Source organism: Tropicimonas sediminicola (assembly GCF_900188335.1).
Classification (GTDB): domain Bacteria; phylum Pseudomonadota; class Alphaproteobacteria; order Rhodobacterales; family Rhodobacteraceae; genus Tropicimonas; species Tropicimonas sediminicola.
In genome coordinates, this window is record NZ_FZOY01000009.1 from 15690 (window position 1) to 30976 (window position 15287).

A 15287-nucleotide genomic window follows, 5' to 3' on the forward strand; every position below is an offset into this window, starting at 1 on the left:
TCTGCCATGAAGGCATATCCTCTTGTTGCGGGCCTGATATTCGCCACCTCCGCGGTGGCCGAGACGCCCACACTTACCGTCTACGCACCCGACTACTTCGCCTCCGAATGGGGCCCCGGCCCCGGCATCGAGACGGCCTTCGAGGAACGCTGCGGCTGCGACCTGGTCTACAAGACAGGTGAACTGCTGCCCCGCCTGCTGCTCGAAGGCGAGAAGACCGAGGCCGACGTGGCCATCGGCTTCAACTCCGACATCACAAAGAAGGCGCGCGAAAGCGGGCTCTTCGCACCGCATGGGCTCGACACGTCTGCTCTGACCTTGCCCGTCGACTGGTCGGACGACACCTTCCTTCCGTTCAACTACGCCCACACGGCCTTCATCTACGACAATACGAAGATCACCGAGCCGCTCACCAGCTTCGACGCGCTGCTGGAGGCACCGGACGACCTGCGGCTGGTGATCCAGGACCCGCGCAGCTCGATCTCGGGCCTCGCGCTGGTGCTCTGGGTGAACCACGTCTACGGCGACGAGGCCGCTGACGCCTGGGCCAAGCTCGCGCCGAAGATCGTGACCGTCACCAAGGGCTGGTCCGAGAGCTACGGCATGTTCACCGATGGTGAGGCCGACATGGTGCTGAGCTATACGACCTCGCCGGCCTATCACATCATCGCAGAGGAAGACCTGACCAAGTCGGCGGCGATCTTCGAGGAAGGACATTACTTCATGGTCGAACTGGCCGCGAAACTGGCCGGGACAGACAATCCCGACCTCGCGGACCAGTTCATGGCGTTCATCCTCACCGAGGAGTTCCAGTCCATGATCCCGACCTCCAACTGGTCCTTCCCGGCGGCACTCCCCAAGGACGCCTGGCCGGACGGGTTCCAGGACCTGCCGGTCCCCGAAAAGGTGCTGTTCTACAGCGAGGATGAAGCCGCGGCGATGCGGGATGAGGCCATCGAGGCATGGCGCAGCGCGCTGTCGCAATAACCACCGCAACGCTGGTTGCGGGGATGGTCCTCCTCCCCGTGGCCGCGGTGCTCTGGCGCGGGGGCGGCCCGGGAACGCTCGGGCCGGCCGACTGGGCGGCGCTGCGTTTCACGCTCTGGCAGGCGGCGGTCTCCGCCGGGCTCTCGGTCGCGCTGGCCGTGCCGGTGGCGCGGGCGCTCTCCCGCCGCAGCTTTCCCGGGCGCGTTGCGCTGATCGCGCTGATGGGCGCGCCCTTCATCCTGCCGGTCATCGTGGCGATCCTCGGTTTGCTGGCCGTCTTCGGCGGACGCGGGCTGATCAACCAGATCGGCGCGCCACTCGGCCTTCCGAGGCTCGATATCTACGGATATCACGGCGTGATCATCGCCCATGTCTTCTTCAACCTGCCGCTGGCGGTGCGCCTGTTGCTCCAGGGCTGGCAGGACATCCCGGCCGAACGCTTCCGGCTCGCGGCCTCGCTCGGCGCGCCGGTCTGGCGGGTGCTGGAATGGCCGATGCTGCGCCGCATCTGCCCCGGGGCTTTCACGGTCATCTTCGTGATCTGTCTCGGCTCCTTCGCCGTGGCGCTGACGCTCGGCGGCGGGCCGCGCGCGACCACCGTGGAACTCGCCATCTACCAGGCGTTCCGCTTCGATTTCGATCTCGGCAAGGCTGCGACCCTCGCCGCGCTGCAACTGGCTCTCGGGCTGGCCGCGGGCGCCTTCGCCCTGCGCGTCGCTCCGAAAGGCGGCTTCGGCGTGGGCCTCGACCGGCAGATCGACCGCTGGGACGGAACCGGCGTCGCGGCCCGTCTGGCCGACAGCCTCTGGATCGCGCTGGCGGCGGGTTTCCTGCTGCTGCCGCTTCTCTCCGTCGCTCTCGCCGGCCTGCCCGGCCTCGCAAAAATGCCACCCGAGGTCTGGGCCGCAGCCGCCCGGTCGCTCGCGCTCGCCCTTGGGGCGACGGCACTGACCCTCGCACTGGCGCTGCCGTTGCTGACCGGCGCGGGGGAAACGGCGGCACTCATGGGCATCTCCGTCTCCGGACTGGTACTGGGCACGGGGTACTTCCTGCTTCTGCAACCCGTCATCCGCCCCGGGGACGCCGCCCTGCCGGTGACGATGCTGGTCAATGCGCTCATGGCGCTGCCCTTCGTCATCCGGATCCTGAGGCCGGGGCTGGAGGGTGCGCGCCGCGACTACGCGCGCCTCGCCGCCTCGCTTGGCCTGAGCGGCTGGCACCTCTGGCGCATCGTCTACCTGCCGCGCCTGCGCCGTCCCCTCGGCTTCGCCGCCGGCCTGACGGCGGCGCTCTCCATGGGCGACCTCGGGGTGATCACGCTCTTTGCCGATGGCGACAACGCAACCCTGCCCCTGCAGATCTATCGCCTGATGGGCAGCTACCAGATGGAGAGCGCGCGGGCCGCGGCGCTGCTACTGCTGGCCCTCAGCCTCGGGCTGTTCTGGGTCTTCGACCGGGGAGGTCGCCTGCATGCTGCAGCTTGAGCGCCTGAGACTTGTACAGGGTGACTTCGAACTCTCGGCCGACATCACCATCACCGCACCGATTACCGCGCTCCTCGGCCCGTCGGGCGCCGGCAAGTCGACCCTGCTGAACACCATTGCCGGCTTCACGCCCCCGACCGCCGGGCGCGTGATCTGGCGCGGCGAAGAGATCACGCCGCGCGCCCCGATGGAACGCCCGGTGGCGATGCTCTTTCAGGACAACAACCTTTTTCCCCATCTCGACGTGACCCGGAACCTCGCGCTCGCGTTGACCCGCGGGAGCCCGACGCGCGAGGCGCGCGACCGGACCGCCGAGGCGCTCGCCCGCGTCGGCCTGCCCGGGTACGAGAACAGGAAACCTTCCGAACTCTCCGGGGGTCAGCAGAGCCGCGTGGCGCTGGCGCGCGTGCTGCTGCAAGCCCGCCCGCTGATGCTGCTCGACGAACCGTTCGCGGCGCTTGGCCCCGCCCTCAAGTTCGAGATGCTCGACCTTGTGGCCGAGGTCGCCGCCGAGAATGGCCTGCAGGTGATCATGGTCTCCCACGACCCTCAGGACGCCGCCCGGATCGCCAACGAGGCTGCGGTTGTCGCGGATGGCGCGGTGACACCCCCCGAACCGACAGCCGAACTCATGCGCTCCCCGCCACCATCGCTGGCCAGCTATCTCGGCATCGATGGCACGCCATAGCGCCGGCGGACTCCCGCCTGGCATTGGCGTTGCAAGACCAATGTGACAGCAGCGCCCTTCTTGACGCGACTGCCGCAGCCTTCCTGAGAACGACGGCGCCCGGTCAGTCCGCGAGCCAGGTTTCCAGTCGGGCCGCTTCCGGCAGGCCGCCGGCGTGGACGAGCCTGCCGTCGACCGAGATGCCGGGAGTGGACATGACACCGGCCATGGCGATGGATTTCGGGTCCGTGACCTTCTCGACATCGACCGCGACACCAAGCTTCGCGGCGGCGTCCCGGACCATGGCTACGGTGGTTTCGCAGCGCTTGCAGCCGGGGCCGTAGACCTTGACGGTTTTCATCGTAAGATCCTTTCAAAGGATGGTGGGTTCGCGCGGCGTCTACATCAGGAAGTTGAACAGGAAGCCGGTGGCGAGGATGCCCATCGACACCACGGCGATGAAGATCGCGATCAGCCGATAGGTCAGCACCTGCTTGAGGATGACCATCTCGGGCAGCGACAGCGCGATCACGGACATCATGAAGGCCAGCGTCGTGCCGAGCGCCGCGCCCTTGCCCAGCAAAGCCTCGACGATCGGGATCACCCCGGCCGCGTTGGTGTACATCGGCACGCCAACCACGACGGCAGCCGGAACCGACCACCAGGCTTCGCCGCCCATGATCCTCAGCATCATCGCCTCGGGCACGTAGCCGTGGATCGCGGCGCCGATGCCGATGCCGAACAGAACCCAGATCCAGACCTTGCCGACGATCTCGCGCACCTGCTCACCCCCTATCTTCAGCCGGTCCACCAGCGTCAGGTGTTCTTCGGGCAGATCGCCCACGGGGCCCGCTGTCATCTCGCGCACCCAGTCCTGCAGGTATCTCTCCAGCCCCATCCTGCCCAGAACGAAGCCCGCAACGGTGGCGATGGTGAAACCGAAGACGAGGTAGATCGTGGCGACCTGCCAGCCGACCAGACCGTAAAGCAGCCCGAGGCCCACCGGACCGACCATCGGCCCGGCGATCAGGAAGGAAAAGGTCACGCCCAGAGGGATTCCGGCCGAGACGAACCCGATGAAGAGCGGCACCGACGAGCAGGAACAGAAGGGCGTCAGCACACCAAGCAGCGCGGCAAGCGGGTAGCCCCAGAGATGATGCCGGCCGGCGAGGATCGCGCGGGTCTTTTCCGGGCTGAACCAGCTGCGCAGGACCCCCACGACAAAGACGATCCCGGTCAGCAGCAACAGCACCTTCGGCACGTCGTAGAAGAAAAAGGCGATGGCCTCGCCGGTGTGACTGTCGCGGGCGACCGGAAAGAAGGACGTCACCCATTCCGAGAACGGGATCAATTGACCGTAAAGCAGGTAGAGGACACCACCCGCCGCCGGAACGCCGGCATACCAGAGCCAGTCGGAGGCATCCCGGCCGTGCGGAGCCGGAGTGTGGGTTTCAACGGTCATGCGACTTTCCTTTCGGACCTGCGTTCCGCGGCCAGCACCGCGTCGATGACGGCCACGAGGTCCGGCGCGAGCTCGGGGTTGCGGCGAAAGCGAACCCACTGGGCATCGCGCCGGTCGGTGACGATACCTGCCTCGCGCAACACCTTCATGTGCCGGGACATCCGGCTTTGACTGGCCTCCAGTTTGGCCATGAGTTCGCAGACACAATGCTCGCCACCGTCCCAGATGATGGCGAGGGCGGCGCGGCGGGTCGGGTCGGAGATGGCAGTCATGAACTCTTGCATGACACCCGCATATGCCTCAGATCGCATATGCGCAATGAGACATATGGCGCATGCGGGCCAGGAGTTGGCAGCCTTCTTTTATCTTGAGGGGCGACTCGCCCAACCGGCCAGCCGATCGGGCATCAGGCAGCACCAGCGCCCCATCGAAGTCAGCGCCAGGGCAGCGCCCCTCGCCCCAAGTTCGCCCAAGCGTGCCTGCCGGCGCCTGCGAGGCGGAATGTTGCCAGAAGTGCCGATTTATTGTGCGCCCGCCTGACGACGAACCCGCTCATCGCGACGAGGTCCTTGACACATCGACGTGACGGAACTCAGGATTGTAACCGGTTACATTGTCATTCGAGAGACGCGGATGCTCGCATTCGACACCATACGGACGCTGGACAACATCGGCTTCAGGAGCGACCGGCGTTCCTTTCCCGGCTTCACCAAGAGCGACACGCCCCGCACGGTCACACTGCCCCCCCGCGCGGCAACCCGAGTCGATTTTGAAACAGGCGACCTCCTCTCCCTGTCCTCCCCGGCAGGCGGCAACGGGCTGAAGCTGCTCGCGTTCGGCCCGACCGGAGAGACCGCGCTTCAGATGCTCGGTCTTTCGGAGACCGCCCGGATTGGCGCATACGCATTCGACAGCCGTCCCCTGGCGGGCTGGGTCGCGGCCATGGGCGGGGAAGCAGCGAACGCCTGGGCCTGCGCGGCAATCGCGCCGAGCGACGAGGCGATCGTCGTGCAATCCTCCGCGGCATGCACGGTCTGGGTCGTCAACGTGGAGCCTGCGGAGACGCTCGTTTCGGGTGAGGCGCTTGGACCTGTCGTCATGTCTCACCAGCCCGCACGCCCGAGTTCCCTGCGATTGCCGCCGCCGCTGGGCGACGTGAAGGACGAGTTCACCGTCAGCCGCGCCACCGCGAGGGCATATGAACTGGCGGCCGGGGACTTGGTTCAGATCATCGACGTGGACGGGCAGCAATGTTCGGACTTCATGGCCTTTCGCAGCGACGGCCTGGAGCGTGGCCGGGAACTGCTGATCGACGGCACGGCCACCCGCTCGATGGTGCGGCGGTCCTATCCGGGACCCGGACTGTTCGACAAGTTCTTCGACCAGGACATGCGCCCGCTGCTCAACGTGGTGCAGGATACCTGCGGGCGGCACGACACCTTCGGTCTGGCCTGCACGTCGCGCGGTTACGAAGATCGCGGGTTTCCCGGGCACATCAACTGCTCCGACAACATGTCCTACGCGCTTGCGCCTTTCGGCGTGGCCCGGCGCGTGGCCTGGCCGGCGATCAACTTCTTCTGGAACACCTGGGTCGATCCATCGAGCCACCACATCCTGACCGAGGAAAGCCACTCCCGGCCCGGCGACTACGTGATCATGCGGGCGATGGACAACCTCGTCTGCGTGTCGACGGCCTGCCCGGACGACATCGACCCGATCAACGGCTGGAATCCGACGGATATCCACGTCCGGATCTACCGGCCACATAGCCTGATCCGGCGCGCCGTGGCCTATCGCGAGAAAGAGGACGCCCCCATGTCGGTCAGCCAGGAATCGGCTTTCCACCCACGAACCTCCGTGTTGACCGAGCATTTCGCCCCCGCGCGCGATCTCTGGGCGCCGGTCAGCTACCCCGCCGTCGGCACGCTGGCCGAATACTGGGCCTGCCGCGACGCGGTCACGGTTCAGGACATGAGCGGCTTGCGGAAATACGACATCGTCGGGCCGGATGCCGAGCGCCTGCTGCAACGGGCCATGACACGGGACATCTCCCGACTGGCGATCTGGCGCGGGACCTACACGCTCATGTGCGACGACACCGGCGCCGTGATCGACGACGGCACGCTCTTCCGCATGGGCGACAGCCTCTTCCGCTGGTGCTGCGGGTCCGAGGAAAGCGCGCGGGTTCTGGACGAACTGGCGCGCGAACTGGGGCTGCAGGTGCGGATCAACGCCATGGGCGGCGCGCTGCCGAACCTCGCCCTGCAGGGGCCACGCTCCCGCGACCTGCTGCGCAAGATCGTCTTTACCCAGCCGCATGTGCCGGGGCTGGACCAGATCAAGTGGTTCGGTGCCACAATCGCCCGCCTCGGAGACCGCGAAGGGGCGCCCTTCATGCTCACCCGGTCAGGGTACACCGGCGAGCTTGGTTACGAGCTGTTCTGCGCAGGCGGCGATGCGGTCGCGATCTGGGACGCCGTGATGGAGGCCGGAGCGGAATTCGGCATCCAGCCGATGGGTTCGGCGGCGCTGGAAACCATCCGGATCGAGGCGGGCCTTGCCGCTGCTGGCCGGGAATTCGCCCCCGGCGTCGATGCCTTCGAAGCCGGGCTGGGCTTTGCCGTCGACCTGCGAAAGACGGAGTTCACCGGAAAGGCCGCGCTGGAGCGCAACGCGGAGGAGCCGCGGCGCGTGCTCAAGGGGCTGCGCTTCGAGGGCGACGACGTTCCGCATCATGGCGCCCCGGTCCTGCTTGGCGAACGCCAGGTCGGCGTGGTGACCTCGGCCACCCGGTCACCGACGCTGCAATGCGCCATCGCCATGGCGCGGCTCGCGGTGGAGCATTCGGCAAACGGCACCTCCCTCGAGGTTGGCCAGATGGACGGCCGGATGAAGCGGCTGCCGGCCAGCGTCACCGACATCCCATTCATAGACCCGCAAAGAAAGCGGGCACGGGCATGAACCCACAACAATCCAACAGGAGAAACGCGATGAAGACTCAGGGACTCATTCCGACTGCGATAGCCCTCGCCCTTGCCGGAACCTCGGCCATGGCGCAGGAGAAGGTCATGATCGGCGAGCCAAGCTGGCCCGGTGCCAAGATCATGACCAACGTCATCGGACAGGTCATCGAATCCCGGCTCGGTGGCGAGGTGGGCTATGCGCCGGGTGCCAACGCGGTGATCTTTGCCGCGATGGATGGCGGGCGCGGCGACATCGACGTGCATCCCGACGTATGGCTGCCGAACCAGGCGTCCTTCACCGACGAATACGTCGACCAGAAGGGGACGGTCGCGCTCTCCGCGGGCTCCTACGAGGGACGCGCCGGCTTCTGCGTGCCGAGCTACATGGCCGAGAAACACAACATCAAGTCGGTCTTCGACCTGGCCACGCCCGAAGCGCAGGCGCTCTTCGATTCCGACGGAGACGGCATGGGCGAGATCTGGGTCGGTGCGTCCGGCTGGGCGTCGACCAACGTCCACAAGGTGAAGGTGCGCGACTACGGCATCGAGACCTTCCTGGCGCCCGGCACCGAAGACGAAACCGTGTTCTACGCCCGGCTGAAGGACGCGATTGCCGAGGAAAAGGGCGTCGTCTTCTACTGCTACAAGCCGCACTATGTCCACGCGCTCTACGACGTGACGATGATCGAGGAGCCGCCCTACGAGGCGGAGCAGTACACCATGGTCCAGCCGGACCAGGATGCCGACTGGTACAACAAATCCTCGATCATGACCGGCGACATCGTGAAGACGGTGACCGTCGCACATTCGAAATCCCTGGAGGAGCGGAACCCGGCCGCCGCCGCTTTCCTGTCCGCGATCGACATGGACGATGCCACGCTCTCGCAACTGACCTACGAGGTCGTCGTGGAAGGCAAGGAAATCTCCGACGTCGTCGGCGCATGGATCGATGCAAATGGCGATACGGTCGACAGCTGGCTCGGTCTGAACTGATCGCTCACCGAAGCCCCGGGTCGCGGCCCGGGGCGCCGCAACTGCAAGAGGAGCCCGGAATGGACAGGGATATTGCCATCGACGTCCGAGGCGTCTGGAAGGTCTTTGGCGATCGGGCCGAGGAAGCGCTGGCCGCGATCCATGCCGAGGGCCTGGGCAAGCCCGAGGTGCTGGAGAGGTTCGATTGCGTGGTCGGGGTGGCAGACGCCACCTTCGAGATCGAACGGGGCGAACTCTTCTGCGTGATGGGGCTCTCGGGTTCCGGCAAGTCCACGCTGGTTCGGCACGTGAACCGGCTCCTCGAGCCGACGGCCGGGCATATCTATGTCGGCGGTGTCGACGTGATGGGGCTCTCGCCGGAGGAACTGCGCGAGCTGCGCAACCATCGCGTCGCCATGGTGTTCCAGAACTTCGGCCTGATGCCGCACCGGACCGTCCGCGACAACGTCGCCATGCCGCTCGAAATCCGCGGCACCGGCAAGGCGAAACGCTGGGAAGAGGCGGACCGCGTGCTGGAGCTGGTCGAACTGACCGGCTGGGAGGACCGCTACGCACAGGAGTTGTCGGGCGGCATGCAGCAGCGCGTCGGGCTCGCCCGCGCCATCGCCTCCGACCCCGAGATCCTGCTGATGGACGAGCCCTTCTCGGCGCTCGACCCGCTGATCCGCAAGCAGCTTCAGGACCAGTTCATGGCGCTGTCGCGGGAGCTCCGAAAGACCACGATGTTCATCACCCACGACCTCGACGAGGCGATCCGCATCGGCAACCGGATCGCGATCATGAAGGACGGGCGCGTGGTGCAGATCGGGACGCCGGAGGAGATCATCCTCAACCCGGCCGACGACTACGTGGCGGATTTCGTCGCCGGCATTTCCAAGCTCAACATGATCTTCGCCCATTCCGTGATGGTCCCCGAGGCGCAGTTCGAGGCCGAGACCGGCCCGGTCCCCGAGGACGCGCGCGAGGCGCATCCGGAGATGGATCTCGACACGCTGCTGGGCCTCTGCATCGACGGGCACGGCATCCTGCGCGTCAAGGACGACGGCCAGACCGTCGGCGTCATCAACCGCCCCGGCCTGATCCGGGCGATCCAGAAAAACCACGCGTAGGAAGGCGTCATGGCAGAGATCAGACCGGATACCGCCGAACGGCTCAATGCGCTGGTGAAGGAATTCGTCGGCCGCAGCGAGGATTACTATTGCCGGGCCTTCGCCTCCATGATGGAGGCCCCGGGCTATCGCTTCACCTTCAACAAGGCGGCCGCCCTGCTCGGTCCCATCTGGTTCGGCGCGCGGGGGCTCTGGTCGTGGTTCCTCGGCTTCCTCCTGCTCGAGACGCTGGCCTTCATCCAGATCGGCCGCGGCCTCTTCGGCGACCTTGGCCGCGAGTTCCGCGAAAGGGCGGACCGGATCGCCGAGACGCTGGAGCTGCGCCAGCAGCAGATTGCCAAGGCCGAGGAATCCGGCGCGGCCACGCTGGACGCGCTGAAGCGGGCGGCGGCCTCGCTCGAGGGCGCGCTGGCCGACGCCGAGGCCGCAGCTGCGGCTGCGGACTCGACCGGGATGGTCTACATCCTCAGCGGTCTGGCGATCCTGGCCGCATTCAAGCTCCTTCAAGGCGCGCTGGCGAACTGGACGCTTGAGGGTCAGTTCGCGCGTTGGCGCTCGGACCGGCAGGTGGCGCATGGTTGGTCCACCGAGCGGCTGGCGGTCGCGCTCGGCCTCGCCGTGCCGGTCATCGGCCTGTCTGCCATCAAGTTTGCCCAGCCCGATGCCATCGAACTCCTCAAGACCTTTCCGACCAACCGCAACTGGCGTCTCGACGTGGGTGACGGGGTGCAGGCGGCGTTCGACTGGACCAAGACCGCCGGTCGCGGGTTCTTCGACGGCCTGACGCTCGGGATGCGGACGCTGCTCGACTGGATCGAGGTGCTGCTCGTCGACACGCCCTGGCCGGTGGTGGCGACCGTGGTCATCATGCTGGCCTATCTCTCCGCCGGTGCGCGCGTGGCGATCTTCACCGGGGCGGCGCTCGCCTATCTCGGCCTGCTCGGCTTCTGGGAAAAGGCGATGACGACGGTGGCGCTGCTCGGCGCGGCGGCGCTGATCTCGATCACGCTCGGCATCCCGCTCGGCATCTACTGCGCACGGCGCCCCCGCGCCTTTGCAATCGTTCGGCCGATCCTCGATTTCATGCAGTCGATGCCCTCCTTCGTCTACCTGATCCCGGTCGTGGCCTTCATCGGCTCCGGCAAGCCCGCAGGCGTGGTGGCCACCATGATCTTCGGCAGCCCGCCGGTGATCCGCTTCACGGTGCTCGGCCTTCAGCAGGTTCCCGAAGCGGTCCGCGAGGCGGCGCTCGCCTTCGGCGCGACGCCCCGCTACCTGCTCTGGAAGGTCGACCTCCCCTCGCAGCGCCGACCATCATGGCCGGGGTGAACCAGACCATCCTCCTGTCGCTCGCAATGGTCGTCGTGGCGTCGCTGATCGGCGCCAAGGGGCTGGGTGAGGACGTGCTCGAGGCGCTGCAATATGCGGCGGCTGGGCAAGGGATCCTGGCCGGGCTGGCGATCCTGTTCTGCGCGCTGATCCTGGACAGGATCGTGGCAGGCAAGCGGGGCTGACGCGGCGGCCGGGCCTCTCCCCCCTGGCCGGATGCCCGTCAGCTCCGCTTCGCGGTCGACCCCCGCAGAACAATCGTCCCGTCGAGCTTGAGCGGCTCGACGGGACGGCCCTCCTCGAGATTTCGGACCAGGGCGAGCGCCGCGGCCTCGCCCATCTCCAGCACCGGGACCCGAACCGTTGTCAGCGCCGGGCTGGCATGGCTGGTCCAGGGCTGATCGTCGAAGCCGACCACGGAGACATCGCCCGGCACCGAGATCCCCAGTCGGGCCAGTTCGAACAATGCCCCAAGCGCGATGACGTCGGACAGGCAGAAGAAGGCATCGGGCAACTCGCCGTCATCTGCGCACTGCCGGACGGCATCCGCGCCGCCCTCCTCGCTCAGATCGACCTCGATCATGCGGATCTCGCACCGCCCGGCATAGGCCTCCGCAGCGGCAATCCGCGCGCGCGTCCGGTCGTTCTCCGCCGCCGGCCCGTGGATGATCGCGACCTTCCCGTGCCCGGTGTCGACAAGATGCTGCATCGCGAACCCGGTCAGCTCAGCATTGTCGTAACCGATCGTCGGGTAGTCGGCGCCGGGATCGAAGATCGAGGTCAGGACCACCGGCACGTTGTAGCGCTCCGCCAGTTGCCGGAACTCGTCTCCGTGGTCGCTGCCGGACAGGATCAGCCCTTCGACCCCCATCTCGAGGAACGACCGCGAGCGACGAAGCTCCCTGTCCTTGTCGTTCTCCGTCGAGGCGACGACGAGGGAATAGCCGTGCTGGTCCAGTGTGACCTCCAGCGCCTTGAGGAACCGCGCAAAGATCGCGTGATCGAGGGTCGAGATGACGGCACCCACTGTCCTCGTGCGTCCGGAGTTCAGCGCCTTTGCCAGCGGGTTCGGCGTGTACCCCAGTTCCTGGATCACCGCGTTGATCCGTGCCTTGGTGTCGGCGGTCACTGTCGGGGCGTCATTGATGACGCGGCTGACCGTCGCGACGGAGACACCGGCGGTGCGGGCGACGTCCCGCAGTTTGACCTTGGGCTGTTTCGACGTGCCCCGTCCGCTGTCGTTCAAATGCGTCCCTCCGCGGCCCCGATGCTGGCAAACGGCCGAGGTAACCGGTCTCAATTGTCGCCTGCCCCAGTCTGGACCAGGGAAATGCCGGAGAACAAGCCGCGTCGCGGCGCAAAATCCGTATGAGTTCTCGCCTTCAGAGGCAAAGGCCGTGGGCGCGGCTCTTCAGGACCCGGCAGGCCGCCAGCGAGGTCAGGGCGGAGGTCTTCGGGTTGTCGGGCAAGGTTGCCCCGCTGCTCGTGAAATCGAAATGGAAGTTCGGGCCCTCGGCGAGGATATGGTGGGTATTCCGCACCGCCTTCGGGTCGGCCACAAGGCGAACGCGGGTCCGGTCGAAGCCGAGTCCGGCCAGGGCGACCGTCGCGACCACGTTGGCGTTCTTGGGGAACCGCTGTGCCGCTTCACGTGCCGTGCCGGAGAACACCTCCGTTGCCTCGGTGAGCGCCGAAAGATCGTGGGTGCGTTCCGCCGGGGTGCCGGTCCAGCTCAACGGCGCTTTCGTGCCGTCATAGGTGACCCTGTCCAGGCCCTCCGGGCCGGCCGCTGCGATGGCGTCGATGCCGCCGATCGCGCCGGGCACCACCACGATCCGCGCACGCCCCTCCCGGGACGCCCGTTGCAGGTCATCCCGCAGCGCGTCGTTCGCAAGGGCGCCGACAGAGAGCACGCCGAGGTCCAGGCCCCGTCCAAGCACCTCCAGGCCGTGCTCCTGCACCGCGCCGTGACCTGCGCATTCGAGCACGAAATCCACGTCGGCGGAGATCTCCGCCACCGAGCAGATCGCCTCGGTCCGGTCTCCCAATGCCGCCTGGATCTCCGCCCTGCGGTTCGGGCGCACCAGGACCTGCGCGACCCGCAGCAGAGGATCGCCATCGATCCGGTGCATCACGTCACGGGCGATGGCGCCATGGCCGATCAGCGCGATGGATTTCATGGTATCAGCCCTCCGAAACCATAGCGGCCGCCCCCTGCCCGGTTCTCGCTCTCAAGCCCCTGACGCTTCAGCAATCCCTTCCGGCAGGTCCTCGCTCCATTGCCGCAACTGATCGAGGAAACCAAGCGCCGTGCGTCCGAAATCGGTGATCTCGTAGTGAACCGAGACCGGCGAGGTGTCGAGCACCTCTCGCTTCACCAGCCCCTGGGCTTCGAGCTGCCGCAGGCGCTCGGTGATCATCTTCTTGCTTGCCCCACCGATCATGCGGGAGAGGTCGTTGAAGCGGACCGGGCCGTCCTTGAGGTGCCACAGGATCGAGCCGGTCCACTTGCCGCCGATGATCCGCATCCCCCGCTCGATCGCGCAGGGTTCGAGGCAGGCATCATGGACCTGCCGCCGCCCGCTTTCGTCGTCGTCAACACGTGCGCGCATGTCGGGCCTCCCATGAATTGATCTAGGTTACCAAAAGTATACTGGTTGATTTCCGTTCTCTGGGCACGCAACTTCCCCCCGAACCCGCCGCGAGTCAAGCGGCGGCAGAAACGAGACCGAAGGAACAGACCCGTGAGCAAGATCCTCATCCTGAACGGACACCAGCCCTATCCCTTTGCCGAAGGCCGGCTCAACGCGACGCTCGTCGAGCGCGCAAGAGACTTCCTCGAAGGCCAGGGCCACGAGGTCCGCGTGACGACAGTCGCCGATGGCTACGATGCCGATGCCGAGGTCGGGAACCACCAGTGGGCCGATACGGTCATCATGCAGTTCCCGGTGAACTGGATGGGCGTGCCGTGGTCCTTCAAGAAATACATGGATGACGTCTACACCGCCGGAATGGACGGCCGCCTATGCGCCGGGGATGGCCGCTCGCCCGAGGCGCCCAAGGCGAACTACGGCATGGGCGGCACGCTTGCGGGTACGACATACATGCTGTCGGTCACATTCAACGCCCCGAAGGAAGCCTTCGACGACACCTCCGAGCCCTTCTTCCGGGGCGCATCGGTCGACGATCTGCTCCGCCCGATGCACCTCAATGCGCGGTTCTTCGCAATGCAGCCGCTGCCCACCTTCGCCGCATTCGACGTGATGAAAAACCCGGAGATCGAAGCCGATCTCGCCCGTTTCGACGCGCATCTGGCGCAGGTTTTCCGGGAGACCCGCAATGCCGCGGCCTGACATCCACCTCTACACTGCCGCGACGATGAACGGCTACAAGCCGGTCATCTTCCTCGAGGAAGCCGGGGTGCCCTACGACCTGACCTTCATCGATTTCTCGAAGCAGGAGCAGAAAGCGCCCGAGTACCTGAAGCTCAACCCGAACGGCAAGATCCCGACCATCGTGGACCGGTCGGAAGGTCGCGCGATTTTCGAATCCGGCGCGATCCTGTGGCACCTCGCGGAGAAATACGGGAAGTTTCTGTCGGACGACCCGATGACCCGGTCGGAGACGCTGCAATGGCTGTTCTTCCAGGTCGGACATGTCGGCCCGATGATGGGCCAGGCCATGTACTTCCAGCGCATAGCAGCGCCCAACGGCCACGAGGAGCCCTTCTCGATCAAACGCTACGTGGCCGAAAGCCGCCGCCTGATGGAGGTTCTGAACGCCCGGCTGGAGGGGCGCGACCACATCGTGGGCGCGTACTCCATCGCCGACATGATGATCTACCCCTGGGCCCGCGCCTACCCCTGGGCGGGTGTCGAGGTAGATGACCTGCCGCATCTCGCAGCCTGGTTCGACCGGATCGACGCGCGCCCGGCGGTCCGGAAGGCGCTCACGATCCCCAAGGCGCAGCCGCAGTTCTGGGATGCTGCGGCGGATGCCGACGCCTTCGTGCAGGAAAACGCCGCCCGCTTCGCATCCGACGTCCGGGGCAGCTGACCCGTGCTCGACGCCGAGGACGCCCCACCCTCGGATTCGGCTTCCAAACGGACAGCACCCCCAAGGTATCGAAGCAGCACCCATGGCTCGCGGGGCTGGACGCCAGGATCGGCATCCTGAACCCGGCCTTTCAACCCCGCCACCACAGGATGGCCATGGGCGGGATGTCCGGTGCCATCCTGCAGAACCAATGACATGGCCCATCCTTGTCCGATCCGAAACACGTCGACCGACAGC

14 protein-coding genes and 1 pseudogene are annotated in these 15287 nt (G+C 66.5%); 9 read left to right on the forward strand and 6 right to left on the reverse strand.

The window, feature by feature from the left end:
- Positions 1-6 precede the first annotated feature (6 nt).
- Genes CHB86_RS19405 through CHB86_RS19415 form a run of 3 tightly spaced genes read left to right on the forward strand, consistent with a single transcriptional unit; the run spans position 7 to position 3159 of the window.
- On the forward strand, positions 7-987 hold the full coding sequence (locus CHB86_RS19405; protein WP_089234770.1) for a thiamine ABC transporter substrate-binding protein: 981 nt from the start codon (positions 7-9) through the stop codon (positions 985-987).
- The gene (locus CHB86_RS19410) at positions 963-2471 is read left to right on the forward strand and encodes an ABC transporter permease subunit (RefSeq protein ID WP_089234771.1); all 1509 of its coding nucleotides are present in this window, start codon (positions 963-965) and stop codon (positions 2469-2471) included. Before CHB86_RS19405 ends, CHB86_RS19410 begins: the two co-directional genes overlap by 25 nt.
- Entirely contained in the window at positions 2458-3159 is a 702-nt protein-coding gene (locus CHB86_RS19415) for a thiamine ABC transporter ATP-binding protein (RefSeq protein ID WP_089234772.1), read from the forward strand. Before CHB86_RS19410 ends, CHB86_RS19415 begins: the two co-directional genes overlap by 14 nt.
- Positions 3160-3262: 103 nt before the next feature.
- On the opposite strand, the gene CHB86_RS19420 is transcribed toward CHB86_RS19415, so the two are convergent.
- The 3 genes from CHB86_RS19420 to CHB86_RS19430 are packed head-to-tail and all read right to left on the reverse strand — an operon-like array spanning position 3263 to position 4872.
- Positions 3263-3499, reverse strand: a complete 237-nt coding sequence (locus tag CHB86_RS19420; RefSeq protein ID WP_089234773.1) for a thioredoxin family protein — start codon at positions 3497-3499, stop codon at positions 3263-3265.
- Between the two features lie 39 nt (positions 3500-3538).
- Positions 3539-4600, reverse strand: coding sequence for a permease (locus tag CHB86_RS19425; RefSeq protein WP_089234774.1), 1062 nt, complete (start codon positions 4598-4600; stop codon positions 3539-3541).
- A complete protein-coding gene (locus CHB86_RS19430; protein ID WP_245838193.1) occupies positions 4597-4872 on the reverse strand; it encodes an ArsR/SmtB family transcription factor in 276 nt (91 codons plus the stop codon). The genes CHB86_RS19425 and CHB86_RS19430 overlap by 4 nt, the downstream gene beginning before the upstream one ends.
- Before the next feature lie 361 nt (positions 4873-5233).
- Here CHB86_RS19430 and CHB86_RS19435 point away from each other — a divergent pair, with 361 nt between their 5' ends.
- The 4 genes and pseudogenes from CHB86_RS19435 to CHB86_RS19450 all read left to right on the forward strand — a co-directional run bounded on the left by CHB86_RS19435 (position 5234) and on the right by CHB86_RS19450 (position 11179).
- Complete coding sequence (locus CHB86_RS19435; RefSeq protein ID WP_089234776.1) at positions 5234-7561, forward strand: DUF1989 domain-containing protein; 2328 nt, start codon at positions 5234-5236, stop codon at positions 7559-7561.
- 29 nt (positions 7562-7590) lie between these two features.
- Positions 7591-8556 (forward strand): ABC transporter substrate-binding protein, encoded by a 966-nt coding sequence (locus CHB86_RS19440; protein WP_089234777.1) that lies wholly within the window; start codon positions 7591-7593, stop codon positions 8554-8556.
- Positions 8557-8615: 59 nt separating this feature from the next.
- Positions 8616-9665 (forward strand): quaternary amine ABC transporter ATP-binding protein, encoded by a 1050-nt coding sequence (locus tag CHB86_RS19445; RefSeq protein WP_089234778.1) that lies wholly within the window; start codon positions 8616-8618, stop codon positions 9663-9665.
- Positions 9666-9674: 9 nt separating this feature from the next.
- Positions 9675-11179, forward strand: a pseudogene (locus CHB86_RS19450) (ABC transporter permease).
- Between the two features lie 38 nt (positions 11180-11217).
- On the opposite strand, the gene CHB86_RS19455 reads toward CHB86_RS19450, so the two are convergent.
- The 3 genes from CHB86_RS19455 to CHB86_RS19465 form a co-directional block, all read right to left on the reverse strand.
- Entirely contained in the window at positions 11218-12240 is a 1023-nt protein-coding gene (locus CHB86_RS19455) for a LacI family DNA-binding transcriptional regulator (protein WP_176442940.1), read from the reverse strand.
- Positions 12241-12376: 136 nt separating this feature from the next.
- A complete protein-coding gene (locus tag CHB86_RS19460; protein ID WP_089234780.1) occupies positions 12377-13174 on the reverse strand; it encodes an aspartate dehydrogenase in 798 nt (265 codons plus the stop codon).
- 51 nt (positions 13175-13225) lie between these two features.
- Positions 13226-13606, reverse strand: a complete 381-nt coding sequence (locus tag CHB86_RS19465; protein WP_089234781.1) for a winged helix-turn-helix transcriptional regulator — start codon at positions 13604-13606, stop codon at positions 13226-13228.
- A gap of 132 nt (positions 13607-13738) precedes the next feature.
- Between CHB86_RS19465 and CHB86_RS19470 the strand changes: the two genes are divergently transcribed.
- Together CHB86_RS19470 and CHB86_RS19475 are read left to right on the forward strand one after the other, a co-directional pair.
- Positions 13739-14347: an NAD(P)H-dependent oxidoreductase gene (locus CHB86_RS19470; RefSeq protein ID WP_089234782.1), complete on the forward strand. Its 609-nt coding sequence runs from the start codon at positions 13739-13741 to the stop codon at positions 14345-14347.
- Positions 14334-15050, forward strand: coding sequence for a glutathione S-transferase family protein (locus CHB86_RS19475; protein WP_089234783.1), 717 nt, complete (start codon positions 14334-14336; stop codon positions 15048-15050). The genes CHB86_RS19470 and CHB86_RS19475 overlap by 14 nt, the downstream gene beginning before the upstream one ends.
- Positions 15051-15287 lie beyond the last annotated feature (237 nt).